Origin of the sequence: Nocardiopsis sp. RV163, assembly GCF_001029525.1 — a bacterium.
In the GTDB taxonomy this organism is placed as follows: domain Bacteria; phylum Actinomycetota; class Actinomycetes; order Streptosporangiales; family Streptosporangiaceae; genus Nocardiopsis; species Nocardiopsis dassonvillei.
Window position 1 is genome coordinate 49,786 of record NZ_LEKI01000004.1, and the last position, 14,875, is coordinate 64,660.

The 14,875-nt window shown below is 72.9% G+C and carries 14 protein-coding genes; all 14 read left to right on the forward strand.

Going from position 1 to position 14,875, the window contains the following annotated elements; genetic code table 11:
* The first annotated feature begins 17 nt into the window (after window positions 1–17).
* Window positions 18–941, forward strand: a complete 924-nt coding sequence (locus ABD54_RS01555) for a hydroxymethylglutaryl-CoA lyase (RefSeq protein ID WP_047867633.1) — start codon at window positions 18–20, stop codon at window positions 939–941.
* Entirely contained in the window at window positions 925–1,545 is a 621-nt protein-coding gene (locus ABD54_RS01560; protein ID WP_047867634.1) for a nucleotidyltransferase domain-containing protein, read from the forward strand. The genes ABD54_RS01555 and ABD54_RS01560 overlap by 17 nt, the downstream gene beginning before the upstream one ends.
* A gap of 329 nt (window positions 1,546–1,874) precedes the next feature.
* On the forward strand, window positions 1,875–3,515 hold the full coding sequence (locus ABD54_RS01565; RefSeq protein WP_082166625.1) for a CTP synthase: 1,641 nt from the start codon (window positions 1,875–1,877) through the stop codon (window positions 3,513–3,515).
* 48 nt (window positions 3,516–3,563) lie between these two features.
* Window positions 3,564–4,226: an NUDIX domain-containing protein gene (locus ABD54_RS01570; protein WP_047867636.1), complete on the forward strand. Its 663-nt coding sequence runs from the start codon at window positions 3,564–3,566 to the stop codon at window positions 4,224–4,226.
* A 3-nt stretch (window positions 4,227–4,229) separates the two neighbouring features.
* On the forward strand, window positions 4,230–5,216 hold the full coding sequence (locus tag ABD54_RS01575) for a site-specific tyrosine recombinase XerD (RefSeq protein WP_047867637.1): 987 nt from the start codon (window positions 4,230–4,232) through the stop codon (window positions 5,214–5,216).
* 250 nt (window positions 5,217–5,466) lie between these two features.
* The gene (locus tag ABD54_RS01580) at window positions 5,467–6,420 is read left to right on the forward strand and encodes a ParA family protein (protein ID WP_047867638.1); all 954 of its coding nucleotides are present in this window, start codon (window positions 5,467–5,469) and stop codon (window positions 6,418–6,420) included.
* Window positions 6,417–6,818, forward strand: a complete 402-nt coding sequence (locus tag ABD54_RS01585; protein WP_047867639.1) for a hypothetical protein — start codon at window positions 6,417–6,419, stop codon at window positions 6,816–6,818. The genes ABD54_RS01580 and ABD54_RS01585 overlap by 4 nt, the downstream gene beginning before the upstream one ends.
* 122 nt (window positions 6,819–6,940) lie before the next feature.
* The gene (locus tag ABD54_RS01590) at window positions 6,941–7,816 is read left to right on the forward strand and encodes a ScpA family protein (RefSeq protein ID WP_047867640.1); all 876 of its coding nucleotides are present in this window, start codon (window positions 6,941–6,943) and stop codon (window positions 7,814–7,816) included.
* The gene (gene scpB / locus ABD54_RS01595) at window positions 7,813–8,496 is read left to right on the forward strand and encodes an SMC-Scp complex subunit ScpB (protein WP_235431927.1); all 684 of its coding nucleotides are present in this window, start codon (window positions 7,813–7,815) and stop codon (window positions 8,494–8,496) included. The genes ABD54_RS01590 and scpB overlap by 4 nt, the downstream gene beginning before the upstream one ends.
* A complete protein-coding gene (locus tag ABD54_RS26880) occupies window positions 8,483–10,462 on the forward strand; it encodes a pseudouridine synthase (RefSeq protein WP_082166626.1) in 1,980 nt (659 codons plus the stop codon). The genes scpB and ABD54_RS26880 overlap by 14 nt, the downstream gene beginning before the upstream one ends.
* A gap of 100 nt (window positions 10,463–10,562) precedes the next feature.
* Window positions 10,563–10,925, forward strand: a complete 363-nt coding sequence (gene aroH, locus ABD54_RS01605) for a chorismate mutase (protein ID WP_013152028.1) — start codon at window positions 10,563–10,565, stop codon at window positions 10,923–10,925.
* A gap of 71 nt (window positions 10,926–10,996) precedes the next feature.
* Entirely contained in the window at window positions 10,997–12,160 is a 1,164-nt protein-coding gene (locus ABD54_RS01610; RefSeq protein WP_047867641.1) for a prephenate dehydrogenase, read from the forward strand.
* Window positions 12,161–12,360: 200 nt separating this feature from the next.
* A complete protein-coding gene (gene cmk / locus ABD54_RS01615; protein WP_047867642.1) occupies window positions 12,361–13,056 on the forward strand; it encodes a (d)CMP kinase in 696 nt (231 codons plus the stop codon).
* A 143-nt stretch (window positions 13,057–13,199) separates the two neighbouring features.
* Complete coding sequence (der, locus tag ABD54_RS01620; protein WP_268778164.1) at window positions 13,200–14,783, forward strand: ribosome biogenesis GTPase Der; 1,584 nt, start codon at window positions 13,200–13,202, stop codon at window positions 14,781–14,783.
* Window positions 14,784–14,875 lie beyond the last annotated feature (92 nt).

The following is a 14,875-nucleotide window of genomic DNA, read 5'->3' on the forward strand; positions in this document are numbered from 1 at the left end:
GTGGAAGGGGACGGACGATGGCCACCAGCGACAGCGGGCCCGAGGGCGCGGAGCACGTCGAGATCGTCGAGGTCGGGCCGCGCGACGGCCTCCAGAACGAGGCGAGGGCCCTCCCGGTCGAGGAGCGCGTCGAGCTGATCGACCGCGCGGTGGCCGCCGGTGTGCGCCGGATCGAGGCGGTCAGCTTCGTCAACCCCAGGCGTGTCCCCCAGATGGCCGGGGCCGAGGAGGTCATGGCGGGCGTCACGCGCGCGCCGGGGGTCTCCCACATCGGCCTGGTCCTCAACCGGCGCGGCCTGGACCGCGCAGTGGCCGCGCGGGTGTCGGAGGTCAACGTCGCAATCCCCGCCACCGACGGGTTCTGCGTCCGCAACCAGGGGTGCACCGTCGAGGAGATGCTCGCAGCCCTGGCCGGCATCGACGCCGCGCTGGAGGGCACGGGCATCCCGCTGAGCGTGACCGTCTCCACCGCGTTCGGCTGCCCCTTCGACGGCGAGGTGGTGCCCGGACGCGTCGTGGAGGTGGTCCGCCGCATCGCCGACACCGGTGCGGTGGAGATAGCCCTGGCCGACACGATCGGCGTGGGAGTGCCCCGCCAGGTGAGGGAACTCGTGGCCGCGGTCGGCGAGGTCGCTGACGGGCGCGCGCTGCGCTGCCACTTCCACAACACCCGCAACACCGGTTACGCGAACGCGCTCGCGGCCGTGGACGCGGGCGTGCGGGTGCTCGACTCCAGCCTGGGCGGCTTCGGCGGCTGCCCCTTCGCTCCCGCCGCCACCGGCAACATCGCCACCGAGGACCTGCTGTACGCCCTGCACCGCAGCGGCCTGCACACTGGTATCAGCCTCTCCGGGGCCGCCGCCCTGGGTGAGTGGATGGGCCAGCGCCTGGACAGGCAGCCGCCCGCCTACCTGGGCCGCGCCGGTGCCTTCCCGGCCTGACCCGTCCCCGGCCGCCCCGCCGTGGGACCCCGCGCCGCTGGCCGAGGTGGTGGCGCGCTTCTCCGTTCTGGAGTGCCCCTGGCGGATCGCGGGCGGCCACGCGGTCGAACTCGCGGTCGGGCGCCCCCTGCGCGCCCACGCGGACATCGACGTCGTGGTCCTGCGCCGCGACCAGCACGCGGCGAGGGCCGCGCTGCCCGACTGGGAGTGGTGGGCGGCCGATCCGCCGGGCGTGCTGCGGCCCTGGGCCCGGGGACGGACCCTGCCCGCCGGGGTCCACGACCTGTGGTGCCGCCCCGGCCCCGGCGAGCCCTGGCGCGTCCAGGTGATGCTCGACGAGGCCGAGGGCGACGTGTGGGTCTCGCGGCGGGACGCCCGGATCCGCAGACCCCTCGCCGAGTGGGGCGCGGTCTCGCCGGAGGGGATCCCGTACCTGGCCCCCGAGGTGCAGTTGTTCTACAAGGCGCGGGACCCGCGGCCGCGCGACGAGGAGGACTTCGCCGCCGCGCTGCCCGTGCTGGACGCCGCCCAGCGGCGCTGGCTGGCCGACGCCCTCGCGCTCTCCCTCGGAGATCACCCCTGGACACGGCGGCTGTGCGGCTGACCTGCCCGGACCGGGTGTGGCGTTCGTCGCCCGGCCCCGCGCGCTCCGTCGGCTCAGGGCCCCCGGCCCGGGGGAACCGCGAACGGTTTCCGCGCGCCTCCGCACGGCCCGAACCGCTGCGGGCAAGGCGATCACGCTGGTGACGGGAGGGTACCCGGGGGTGTACGGAGGCGCCCCCGGGTGTGGACCACCGGGGTGCCTGTTATCCTGGTGCCCCGTGGAGTCCGGCGGCCGGAGCGACGAAACCAACCGCCCGCAACCGGACCGCCGCACGGCCGCTCAGCCCGATCCGAGCCCGCCGTAGCCACTCAACCCACGGGAGCAACACTTTGGCATCCGCCGCGAGTACCAAGCACCTTTTCGTTACCGGCGGCGTCGCCTCCAGTCTCGGTAAAGGCCTGACCGCTTCCAGCCTGGGACGACTCCTGAAGTCGCGCGGCCTGCGGGTCACCATGCAAAAGCTCGACCCCTACCTCAACGTCGACCCGGGGACGATGAACCCCTTCCAGCACGGCGAGGTCTTCGTCACCGACGACGGGGCCGAGACCGACCTGGACGTCGGCCACTACGAGCGCTTCCTGGACACCGAGCTGTCCGCCACGGCCAACGTCACCACCGGCCAGATCTACTCCAGCGTCATCGCCAAGGAGCGCCAGGGCGCCTACCTCGGCGACACCGTGCAGGTCATCCCGCACATCACCAACGAGATCAAGGCGCGCATCTACGCGATGGACGCCCCCGACGTCGACATCGTCATCACCGAGATCGGCGGCACGGTCGGCGACATCGAGTCGCAGCCCTTCCTGGAGGCGGTCCGCCAGATCCGCCACGAGATCGGCCGGGACAACTGCTTCTTCCTGCACGTGTCCCTCATCCCCTTCCTCGGCCCGTCCGGCGAGATGAAGACCAAGCCCACCCAGCACTCCGTGGCCGCCCTGCGCAGCATCGGCATCCAGCCCGACGCCATCGTGTGCCGTTCGGACCGCCCCATCACGCAGAGCCTGAAGTCCAAGATCAGCCTCATGTGCGACGTGGACGAGGCCGGGGTGGTCTCCACCCCCGACGCCCCCTCGATCTACGACATCCCCAAGGTCCTGCACCGCGAGGGCCTGGACGCCTACGTCGTGCGCCGCCTGGGCATGCCCTTCCGGGACGTGGACTGGACCGAGTGGGACGAGCTGCTGCGCCGCGTGCACCAGCCCGACCACGAGGTCACCATCGCCCTGGTCGGCAAGTACATCGACCTGCCCGACGCCTACCTGTCGGTCAGCGAGGCCCTGCGCGCGGGCGGTTTCGCCACCGACACCCGCGTCAACATCCGCTGGGTGGCCAGCGACAACTGCGCCAGCCCCTCGGGCGCCGCCTCGGAGCTGGACGGTGCGGACGGCATCCTCATCCCCGGCGGCTTCGGCGTGCGCGGCATCGAGGGCAAGATCGGCGCCATCCGCTACGCCCGTGAGAACGGCGTGCCGCTGCTGGGCATCTGCCTGGGCCTCCAGGCCGTCGTCATCGAGTACGCCCGCGACGTGCTCGGGCTGGAGGGCGCCAACAGCACCGAGTTCGACGACAAGGCCGCCGACCCGGTCATCGCCACCATGGCCGACCAGACCGACGTCGTCGCCGGGGAGCGCGACATGGGTGGCACCATGCGCCTGGGCATGTACCCGGCCGCGCTGGGCGAGGGCACCCTGGTGCGCGAGCTCTACGAAGGCAGCGCCGAGGCCTCCGAGCGGCACCGCCACCGCTTCGAGGTGAACAACGCCTACCGCCCTAAGCTGGAGGAGGCGGGTCTGGTGTTCTCCGGGCTCTCCCCGGATGGCAAGCTGGTGGAGTACGTCGAACTGCCCCGGGACGCCCACCCGTTCTTCGTCGCGACACAGGCGCACCCGGAGCTGCGTTCCCGCCCGACCAAGGCCAACCCGCTCTTCCGCGGACTGGTCTCGGCGGCCCTGGAGTACCACAACTCCTGATCCGAGGGGCCGGGCGGGGCACGAGTGAGTCCTGAGAGGCGAGAACCCATGCCCAGTGACACCCACCCGGCCCTTCCCACGGGGGCGGACGCGAAGGTCGCGGACGCCCCCGAGTCGTGGCCGGTGGAGCGGTCCGAGGAACGCTTCCGCAGCGCCAAGTGCGGCATGCGTACGGACTGGGTGCGCATGGTCGGCAGTGACGGCGATGGCACGGCCGTGGCCGCCCGCGACTACATGGAGCACCCCGGCGCCGCCGCGGCCCTGGCCCTGGACTCCGACGGCCGGGTGCTGCTCCAGCGCCAGTACCGCCACGCCACGCGGCACACCCTGTGGGAGCTGCCCGCCGGGCTCATCGACGAGGAGGGCGAGGGGCCGCTGCGCACCGCCCAGCGCGAACTCCTCGAGGAGGCGGGGCTGCGCGCCGGGCTCTGGCACGAGCTGGCCCAGTTCTTCCCCTCGCCGGGGTTCTCCGACGAGCGCATCCACGTGTACCTGGCCCGGGACCTGTCGGTGGTGCCGCCCGGGGAGATCGGCTTCGAACGCGAGCACGAGGAGGCCGACCTGGTCGCCGAGTGGGTGCCCCTGGAGGAGGCGGTCGCCCTGGTGATGGCGGGCAGGCTGCACAACGGCGCCACCCTCATCGGCGTCCTGGCCGCCCGGGCCGCCGCCGCGGACGGGTTCGCCTCCCTGCGCGAGCCGGCGGAGGACTGACGGGTGGCCGACCGGGCGGGCGGGGAGGGAGACCCGCTGGCGCGGATGTGCGCCGCCTTCCTGGACCACCTCAGCGCGGAGCGCGCCCTGGCCGACAACACCCTCGCGGCCTACCGTCGCGACCTGCGGCGCTACCGTGCGTATCTGGCCGAGCACGGCGTCCTCTCGCCCGACCGGGTGGGCCCCGCCCGGGTGGGTGACTTCCTGCGGGCCCTGCGCGAGGGCGACGCCGACCACCCGCCGCTCGGCGCCGCCTCGGCCGGGCGGGCCCTGGCCGCCGTGCGCGGCCTGCACCGGTTCGCGGCCCGGGAGGGCTGGGCCGCCACCGACCCGGCCGCCGACGTCTCCCCGCCCGCACCGCCGACGCGCCTGCCCAAGGCGGTGCCGCTGGCGTCGGTGGAGCGCCTCCTGGACGCCGCCGGACCGGTCGGGGCCCCGGCCTCCGGCGACCGCGCCGGGCTGCTGGCCCTGCGCGACCGGGCGCTGCTGGAGGTGCTCTACGGAACGGGCGCGCGCGTCTCCGAGGCGGTGGGGCTGGACGTGGACGACGTCGCCGACGCGGTTGAGGGCGACGACGCCGTGGGGCTGGTGCGCTTTCGCGGCAAGGGCGGCAGGGAACGCGTGGTGCCGCTGGGCTCCCACGCCCGCCGCGCGCTCTCGGGCTACCTGGTGCGGGCCCGGCCGGGCCTGGCCGCCTCCGGCCGGGGCGGACCGGCGCTGTTCCTCAACGCCCGCGGGGGCAGGCTCACCCGCCAGGGAGGCTGGGGGATCCTGGCGGCGGTTGCCGAGCGCGCCGGGGTCGAGGGCGTCTCACCGCACACCCTGCGCCACTCCTTCGCCACCCACCTGCTCGACGGCGGAGCCGACATCCGGGTCGTCCAGGAGCTGTTGGGACACAGTTCGGTCACCACCACGCAGATCTACACGCTGGTGACGGTCGAGCACCTGCGCGAGGTCTACGCGTCGAGTCATCCCAGGGCACGGCGCTGAGCGGGTACGCCGCCGCGAGGGGCCCGCGAGCGGCGCGAAGCGGAACAACCCGGTTGGAGGCTCCGATTTCCCCCAGGGGCGCAGGCGTGGGATTCTACCCGTACGTTTTGTTGATGTGCGTCGTGTCGGCGTTCTAGAGTCGCCGCGCGGAGGTACGTTGCTGTCGACATATTGAGTTTCCGACGGCGGCCAGGGACAGGGGCGCGCGGCATCCCTAGCCGTGGCCGATCCGTAGGGGAGGTCAAGGGTTGTGAACTGGGACAACAAGGCTGCGAACACCGCACCTGTCGGCGAGGGGGAGCTCGCCGACCCGGTGACCAACCCGTGGGGGACGACACGCAACACGGGGGCTAACCTGCACACCTCAAGACCCGAGCGAGCATATCCGGAGCCCGGGCCCGTAGATGAACACGGCCCGGCACGGATTGTAGCACTCTGTAACCAGAAGGGTGGGGTCGGCAAGACCACCACGACGATCAACCTCGGCGCCGCCATCGCCGAGTACGGAAGACGGGTGCTGCTGGTCGACTTCGACCCGCAGGGCGCCCTCTCCGTCGGCCTGGGCCGCCTCGACCCGCGCGAACTGGACCTGACCGTCTACAACCTGCTCATGCAGCGGGACGTGACGGTCGAGGACGTCCTGCTCAAGACCGACGTCGACGGCCTGGACCTGATCCCGAGCAACATCGACCTGTCGGCCGCGGAGGTGCAGTTGGTCGGCGAGGTGGCGCGCGAGCAGATGCTCGGCCGCGCGCTGAGACCGGTCATCAACGACTACGACGTGGTCCTGATCGACTGCCAGCCCTCGCTGGGACTGCTCACCGTCAACGCGCTCACCGCCGCGGACGGCGTCATCGTGCCGCTGGAGTGCGAGTTCTTCGCGCTGCGCGGTGTGGCACTGCTGATGGACACGATCCAGAAGGTCCAGGAGCGGCTCAACGAGGACCTGGTCATCGACGGTTTCCTGGGCACCATGTACGACCCGCGCACGCTCCACGCGCGCGAGGTGCTGTCCACGATCATCGACGGCTTCGGGGACAAGGTCTACGGCACGGTCATCAACCGCACCGTGCGCTTCCCCGACGCCACCGTGGCGGGCGAGCCCATCACCAGGTTCGACTCGTCCTCGGCCGGGGCCAACGCCTACCGGGAGCTGGCCAAGGAGGTGCTGGCGAGGTGGCCTCTCAGCGGTCACGGCGTGTGACCCTACCCGGGGCGGACGAACTGTTCTTCCGTCCCAGCGGCACCGAGGAGGTGCCGGAAGAGACCGAACGCCAGCACAAGGCACCGGAGCAGGGCAGCAAGGGCAGCAGGGGCGAGACTACGTCGCGCTCCGACGGCACCAACACGGGCACGTCCGCCGTGAAGGCGGCGCGCGCGCCCAAACCGAGCGGGCGCCAACGCCACGACGAGAAGATCACCGTCTACATCTCCGGGCCCGAACTGCTGGCACTGGAACAGACCCGGCTCTCACTGCGCGCCGAGCACGGGCTGTCCGCCGACAGGGGGCGTCTCGTCCGCGAGGCCGTCGCCGTGCTGCTGGCGGACTTCGAGGAGCACGGACCGGCCAGCATGCTGGTACGCAGGCTGACCGAGGACTGAGGGCTCGCGCACCGGTACCGGAGGGGGTGCCGGTGCGACGACGGAGGTGACACGGGTGTCACCGGCGGGTTCTGGCCGGTGACACCCTTGTCTCATGAGGAAGACGACGCGGGGCCGTTGCCATGGGGGCTGAGGGAACGTCGGCGGACACCGGCGCGGAGGTGGACGACAACGCCTTCCAGGTGCACCTCGACAACTTCGAGGGGCCCTTCGACCTGCTCCTCGGGCTGATCTCCAAGCACAAGCTGGACATCACCGAGGTGTCGCTGTCCAAGGTCACCGACGAGTTCATCGCGCACATCCGGGCGCACGGCGACGACTGGGACCTGGACCAGGCCAGCAACTTCCTGCTGGTCGCGGCGACCCTGCTGGACCTGAAGGCGGCGCGCCTGCTGCCGCGCGGCGACGTCGAGGACGAGGCCGACCTGGCCCTGCTGGAGGCCCGCGACCTGCTGTTCGCCCGGTTGCTCCAGTACCGCGCGTACAAGGAGGTCGCCTCGTTCATGCGGGCGCGGCTGGCCGCGCAGGGGCGCCGCTACGCGCGCGCCGTCCCGCTGGAGGAGCGCTTCGCCGGGCTGCGGCCGGACGTGCTGTTCAAACTGGGCCCCCGGGAGTTCGCGGCCCTGGCGGGGATGGTCTTCACGCCCAAGGAGCCGCCCAGCGTCCCGGTCACCCACATCCACCAGGCCAAGACGTCGGTCAAGGAACAGGGCGAGCTGATGGTCGCGGAGCTGCGCGAGCACGGGCGTTTGACCTTCGCCCAGCTCACGGCCGTCTGCGCCGGTACCTTCGAGGTCATCGCCCGCTTCCTCGCCCTGCTGGAGCTGTACCGGGCCGCCAACGTGGGCTTCGACCAGCCCGAACCGCTGGGGGAGCTGCTCGTCACCTGGACCGGCGGCGAGGACGAGGTCGAGCTGGAGAGCGAGTACGACGAGGCCGACGGCGCCGGGGGCACCGGCGGCGGGAGCGGACCCGGGGAGACGGAGGAGCGCGCATGAGCGTCCGGGACACGGCGCAGGACCCGACAGCGGAGGGCCCGGCGGCGGGGGACACGGCGGCCCGGGAGGCGGTCGGCGGTGCGGTCGGCGGGGAGCCGGCCGGAGTGGTCGTGGAGGCGGCCGGGGACGCCCCGGCCACCTTGCGCCGCGACCTGGAGGCCGTTCTGATGGTGGTGGACCAGCCGGTGTCGGAGTACGACCTGGCACGGGCCATGGACGTGCCCGTCACGGTGGTCGTCGGGGTGCTGGAGTCGCTGTCGCGGGAATACACCGAGCAGGGCCGGGGTTTCGACCTGAGGGCGGTGGCCGAGGGGTGGCGTGTGTACACGCGGCCCGAATGCGCCGACGTCGTCGAGCACTTCCTCCGGGAGGGGCAGGAGGTGCGGCTCACCCAGGCCGCACTGGAGACGATGGCGGTGGTGGCCTACCGGCAGCCGGTCTCCCGGGGCAGGGTCTCCGCCGTGCGCGGTGTCAACTGCGACGGGGTTATGCGTACCCTCGTACTGAGGGGCCTGATCGAAGAGGCCGGACACGATTCCGAGTCCGGCGCGCTGCTGTATCGGACCACCTCCTATTTCCTGGAACGGTTGGGCCTGCGAGGCCTCGACGAGCTGCCTGATCTGGCGCCGTTCCTACCCGACGACATCGAAGGTCTAGACGACACCGGTGAGCACACCTAACAACAGTTCCCGCGGTGCGCGGGACGACGCCCCGCGCGGTGAGCGCGGCGACTACGACAAGCGCGGCGCACAGGGCCGCGGCTACAGCCGGGACCGCCGGGACGACCGTCCCCGCGGCGGTCACCGGGACGACCGCGGAGGGTTCCGGGGCGACCGGGACAGCCGGGGCGGGCGCGACTTCCGCGGCGGCCGCGGAGGCCAGCGCGGTGAGGGCCGCTCCTTCGGCGGTGACCGCGACGGCCGCCGTTCCTACGGTGACCGCGACATCAGGGACAACCGTGGCGGTCGTGACTTCCGTGACGGTGGGGACCGGCGTTCCCTCTCGGGCGGTCGTGACGACCGTGACCGCGGTGGCTTCCGGAATGACCGGGGTCCGGGCGGCGGCCGGGACGACCGCGGAGGGTTCCGGGGCGACCGGGACAATCGTGGCGGGCGCGACTTCCGCGGTGGCCGCGACGGTCAGCGCGACGACCGCCGTTCCTTCGGCGGTGACCGTGACAACCGCGGCGGACGTGACAGCCGTGGTCCCGGAGGCGGTCGTGACTTCCGTGACGGTGGGGACCGCCGTTCTTTCTCGGGCGGCCGGGATGACCGCGGTGGCCGTGACTTCCGGGGTGGTCGTGACGACCGTGACCGCGGTGGCCGCGACAACCGCCGCTCCTTCGACAACCGTGGTGGCCGTGACGGCCAGCGGGACGACCGCCGTTCGTTCGGTGACCGTGACAACCGTGGTCCGGGCGGTCGTTTCCAGGACCGTGACGACCGTGGCGGGCGTGGCCCCGGCGGTGGCCGTGACTTCCGTGACCGCGAGGACCGCCGTTCGTTCGGTGGCCGTGACAACCGCGGTCCGGGCGGTCGTTCCCAGGACCGTGACGACCGTGGCGGGCGTGGCCCCCGCGGAGGCCGTGACGACCGTGACCGAGGCGGATTCCGCGGCGACCGGGACAGCCGAGGCGGGCGTGACTTCCGCGGCGGCCGTGACGGCCAGCGCGGTGAGGGGCGTTCCTACGGCGGCGGCCGCGACAACCGGGGCCCCGGTGGCGGGCGCGACTTCCGCGACCGCGAGCCCCGTGAAGACCGCGAGGACCGTCCCGGCGGCGACCGCTCCGGCGCCGAGCGCGTCACGAGCGAGAACCAGCTCTCCAAGGCGGCCCGCGAGAGGCTCAGCGCCCTGCGCGCCGACTACGACCCCAAGGACGAGGACCGCGCCGACGAGGCGCGCGACACCTACACCGACGTCGAGAACGGCATCCGCCTCCAGAAGGCGCTCGCCGCGGCCGGGGTCGCCAGCCGCCGGGCCAGCGAGGAGATGATCGCGGCCGGACGCGTCAGCGTGGACGGCCAGGTCGTGCGCAGGTTCGGAGCCCGGGTCGACCCCGAGTCCTCCGAGATCCGCGTCGACGGCATGCGCGTGGTCACCGCGCCGGACAAGCTGTACTTCGCGCTCAACAAGCCGCGCGGCGTCGTCAGCACCATGTGGGACCCCGAGGGCCGCCCCACCCTGGCCGACTACACCGGTCAGACCGAGGAGCGTATCTTCCACGTCGGTCGGCTCGACACCGAGACCGAGGGCCTCATCCTGCTGACCAACGACGGCGAGCTGGCCAACCGGCTCACCCACCCTCGGTACAAGGTCGTCAAGACCTACATCGCCAAGGTGCCCGGCCCGGTCCCGCACCGCGTCGTCCGCGAGGTCCAGAAGGGCGTGGAGCTGGAGGACGGCCCGGTCGAGGTCGACTCCTTCCGAGTGGTCGACAACGACCCGCCCAAGTCGCTCGTCGAGATCCGGCTGCACGAGGGCCGCAAGCACATCGTGCGCCGCCTCATGGAGGCCGTCGGCCACCCGGTCGCCGACCTCGCCCGCACCCAGGTCGGCCCGATCGACCTGAACGCCCTCAAACTGGGCACGATGCGGGCGCTCACCTCGCGTGAGGTGAGTGAACTCTACGAGGCCGCGGGCCTGTAGATACAGTTGACGGCGGTCGCCTGCCCGGACACCGGGCGGCGGCCGCCGTTCCCCTATTCCCGGGCACGGCACGCTGAACGAGGACGAGGCGGGATCGAACGTGGCGGTACGGGCCATCCGCGGTGCGGTACAGGTCGACGCGGACGAACGCGAGCAGGTTCTGGAGGCCACGGCCGAACTGGTCTCGGAGGTGATGCGGCGCAACTCACTGGAGACCGACGACGTGATCAGCGTGCTGTTCACCGCCACCCCCGACCTGAACAGCGAGTTCCCCGCGCTGGCCGCGCGCAAGCTCGGCTTCTCCGACGTCCCGCTGATGTGCGCGACCGAGATCGCCGTCCCCCACGCCCTGCCGCGCGTGGTGCGCCTCATGGCGCACGTGGAGACCGACCGGCCGCGCTCGGAACTCCAGCACGTCTACCTTCGCGGTGCCCAGGCGCTGCGGCTGGACATCGCCCAGTAACGGTCCCCATCGGCCTCCGGGCAGGTCGTAGGCTTGGGAGGTAACGGGAACACGTCGGAGGCGGGGGAACAGTGGGCGACAGCGGCGGTGTGCGCGGGGGCGGGGAGCAGCGGCTCCCGGTGCGCCGGGTCACGGTGCTCGGCACGGGGCTCATCGGCACGTCGGTGGCGCTCGCCCTGCGCTCGCGCGGCGTCGGCGTCGCCCTCTCCGATCCCGACACCGCCTCCCTGCGCCTGGCCTGCGACCTGGGTGCGGGACACCCTCTTGAGGAGTCCGACGACCCGACCTCTACCCCGGCCGACCTCGCGGTCATCGCCGCGCCGCCCGCCGTCATCCCCTCCGTGCTGCGCCGCGCCCAGGACCGGGGCCTGGCCCACGTCTACACCGACGTGGCCAGTGTGAAGGCGAGCGTGCTGGCCGAGGCCGAGCGGCTCGGCTGCGACATGGCCACGTTCGTGGCCGGGCACCCCATGGGAGGCAGGGAGAAGCAGGGCCCCGGCGCCGCGCGCGCCGACCTGTTCCTGGGCCGTTCGTGGGCGCTGTGCCCCACCGGCAAGTCCGAGGCGCAGGCCGTCGCCGTCGTCGCCGAGATCGCCCGCATGTGCGGCGCGGCCCCCCTGGTGCTGGACGCGGCGGCGCACGACCGGGCGGTGGCACTGGTCTCGCACGCCCCCCACGTGGCCTCCTCGGCGGTGGCGGCCCGGCTGCTCTCGGGCGACGACGCCGCCCTGACCCTGGCCGGACAGGGCGTACGCGACGTCACCCGGGTGGCGGGCGGCGACCCCGCCATGTGGTCCGAGATCCTCACCCACAACGCCGCCCCGGTCGCGGAGGTCCTGCGCGCGGTGGCCGCCGACCTCGCGGCGACCGCCGACGCCCTGCGAGCGCTGGCGGACCCGCCAGGGGGAGGCGAGGCGCCGGACCGCGACCTCGCTCCGGTGCGCGACCTGCTGGAGCGCGGCAGGTCCGGCCACGGCCGCATCCCGGGCAAGCACGGCACGGTACGGCTGCCCGACTACACGGTCATGCCCGTGGTCATCCCCGACGAGCCCGGCGCGCTGGGCCGCCTGTTCGCCGCGGCGGCCGAGGCCGGGGTCAACATCGAGGACGTGCGTATCGAGCACACGCCCGGCCTGCCGCTGGGCGTGGCCCAGCTGTACGTTCTGCCCGAGGCGGTGGACACGCTCGCGCGGGCGCTGGCCGCCGACGGCTGGTCGGTGCATCCGGGACTCTGAGCCTCCTTCGCGGCGGCCGTGCCCCTGTGGCGTGGTTCGAGTACCGGTACCGGCTGAGTCGCAGGTCAGGGCCATCGAGTCCCGCCGGTCCCGGTTCGGGCCCGCCCGGATCCGGCGCGGGCCGCGCGGTCCCGCGCACGCACGGGCCACCGGTAGGGTTGGGCGTCGGCAACAGTGAACGCAAGCGGGAGTCAACGGCAGTGAGCGCGCAGGGCAGCACCGAGGGCATCGTCATCGCGATCGACGGTCCCTCCGGGTCGGGCAAGTCGAGCACCTCCCGGGGCGTGGCCAGGGTGCGGGAGCTGCGGTACCTCGACACCGGCGCGATGTACCGCGCGCTGACCTGGTGGATGCTCTCCCAGGGCGTGAACGTCAACGACGCAGACGCCGTGACCGCCCTCGTCGACACCCCCGTCATCACCATGGGCACCGACCCCGACGCGCCCTCCGTGGCGGTGGACGGACGCGACGTGGCCGCCGAGATCCGCGGCAGGGAGGTCACCACCAACGTCAGCGCCGTCTCGGCCGTGCCCGCGGCGCGCGAGCGCCTCGTGCGCACCCAGCGCGAGATCATCGCCGCAGCCAGGGCCGAGAGCGCGGGCATCGTGGTCGAGGGGCGCGACATCACGACCGTCGTCGCCCCCGACGCCCCGGTCAAGCTCTTCCTGACCGCCAGCCCCGAGGCCCGCGCCCAGCGCCGCAGCAAGGAGGTCCGCAGCGCCGACGTCGCCGCCACCCGGGCCGACCTGGCCCGGCGCGACGCGCTGGACTCCAGCCGGGCGCACTCGCCCCTGCGCCAGACCGAGGACGCCACCGAGCTCGACACCAGCGGGCTGACCCTGGACGAGGTCGTCGCCCTGGTGGTCAAACTGGCCGACGAGGCCCGCGCCCGCTGACCCGCGGGACGGGGCGCCGCCGGGTTCCGGCCGACGGGCGGCCCGCACGGCCGGGCGTCGCCGCGACGGACGGACGGTGCGCCCCGAGGCCGTAACACCGGACACATTCGCCCCCGACAGCCCTTTTCGGGGAACACAACGACATCCGCGGGGGTTCCTCCCCGTGGCCAGCACACGGGCGCCGCCGGCGTCCGCGTCGATCCGCGCGACCCGGGACACCGGAGCGGGTCGGCCCTTCGCATCCCCGCGGCACGCATCCTGGGCGCGCGGGGAGACAGAACCGGGAGCAGTACATGAGTGACTTCGACATCTCCGACGTCGTCCACGGGGGAGCGGACGCCGAAGAGCCCGCCGCCCTGCCCGTGGTGGCCGTGGTCGGCCGCCCCAACGTGGGCAAGTCCAGCCTGGTCAACCGCATCATCGGCCGCCGTGAGGCCGTGGTGGAGGACGTGCCCGGCGTGACCCGCGACCGGGTCGCCTACGACGCCGAGTGGCAGAACACCAGGTTCACCCTGGTGGACACCGGCGGCTGGGAGACCAGCGTCAGCGGCCTGGCCGCCATGGTCGCCCGCCAGGCCGAGTACGCCGCGCAGACCGCGGACGTCGTCCTGTTCGTGGTCGACGCGACCGTGGGCGTCACCGACGCCGACGCCGCCGTGACCCGCGTCCTGCGCTCGACCAAGCGCCCCGTGGTGCTGGCCGCCAACAAGGTGGACGGCAGCATGCAGGAGGCCGACGCCCTCGACCTGTGGCAGCTTGGCGTGGGCCAGCCCTTCCCCATCAGCGCCCTCCACGGCCGCGGCACCGGCGACCTGCTGGACGCGCTCGTGGCCGAGTTCCCCGAGCAGCCCCTGGGCGAGGAGGACGAGGGCGAGGACGGCCCGCCGCGCATCGCGCTGCTGGGCCGCCCCAACGTGGGCAAGTCCAGCCTGCTCAACCGCCTCGCCGGTGAGGACCGGGTGGTCGTCGACGCCGTGGCGGGCACGACCCGCGACGCTGTGGACGAGCTGATCGAGCTGGGCGGGAAGACCTGGAAGTTCATCGACACAGCCGGTATCCGCCGCCGGTTCCGGGCCCTCCAGGGAGCCGACTACTACGCCACCATGCGCACCGGCACCGCCCTGGAGAGGGCCGAGATCGCCGTGGTGCTCATGGACGTCAGCGAGCCCCTCGCCGAGCAGGACATCCGGGTCGTCGAGCAGGTGGTCGAGGCGGGCCGCGGCCTGGTCCTGGCCTTCAACAAGTGGGACATCCTCGACGAGGAGCGCCGGACCTACCTGGAGAAGGAGATCGACCGCCAACTGGCGAGGGTCTCCTGGGCGCCGCGAGTGAACGTCTCGGCCAAGACCGGGCGCCACATGGAGAAGTTGGTCCCGGCGATCGAGACCAGCCTGAGCGGGTGGAACCAGCGCATCCCGACCGGGCAGCTCAACAACTGGCTCAAGGAGCTTGTGGCGGCCACCCCGCCACCGGTGCGCGGCGGCAAGCAGCCCAAGATCCTGTTCGCGACGCAGGCGGGTTCGCGTCCGCCGCACTTCATCCTGTTCACCACCGGGTTCCTGGAGGACAACTACCGCCGCTTCATCGAGCGGCGCCTGCGGGAGGACTTCGGCTTCGAGGGCTCGCCGGTGCACATCAGCATGCGCATCCGCGAGAAGAAGGGCGGGGTCCAGGGCCGCGCCTCCAAGGGCAGCGTGCGTCCGGACCGCAAGCACCGCCGCCGGTAGGGCGTGTCCGGCGGGCGCGCCCCTCTGCGTGAGGGACGGTGTCCGCCTGACCCACCGGCCCGACAACGGCACGGGGAAGGGGGCTTCCCGCC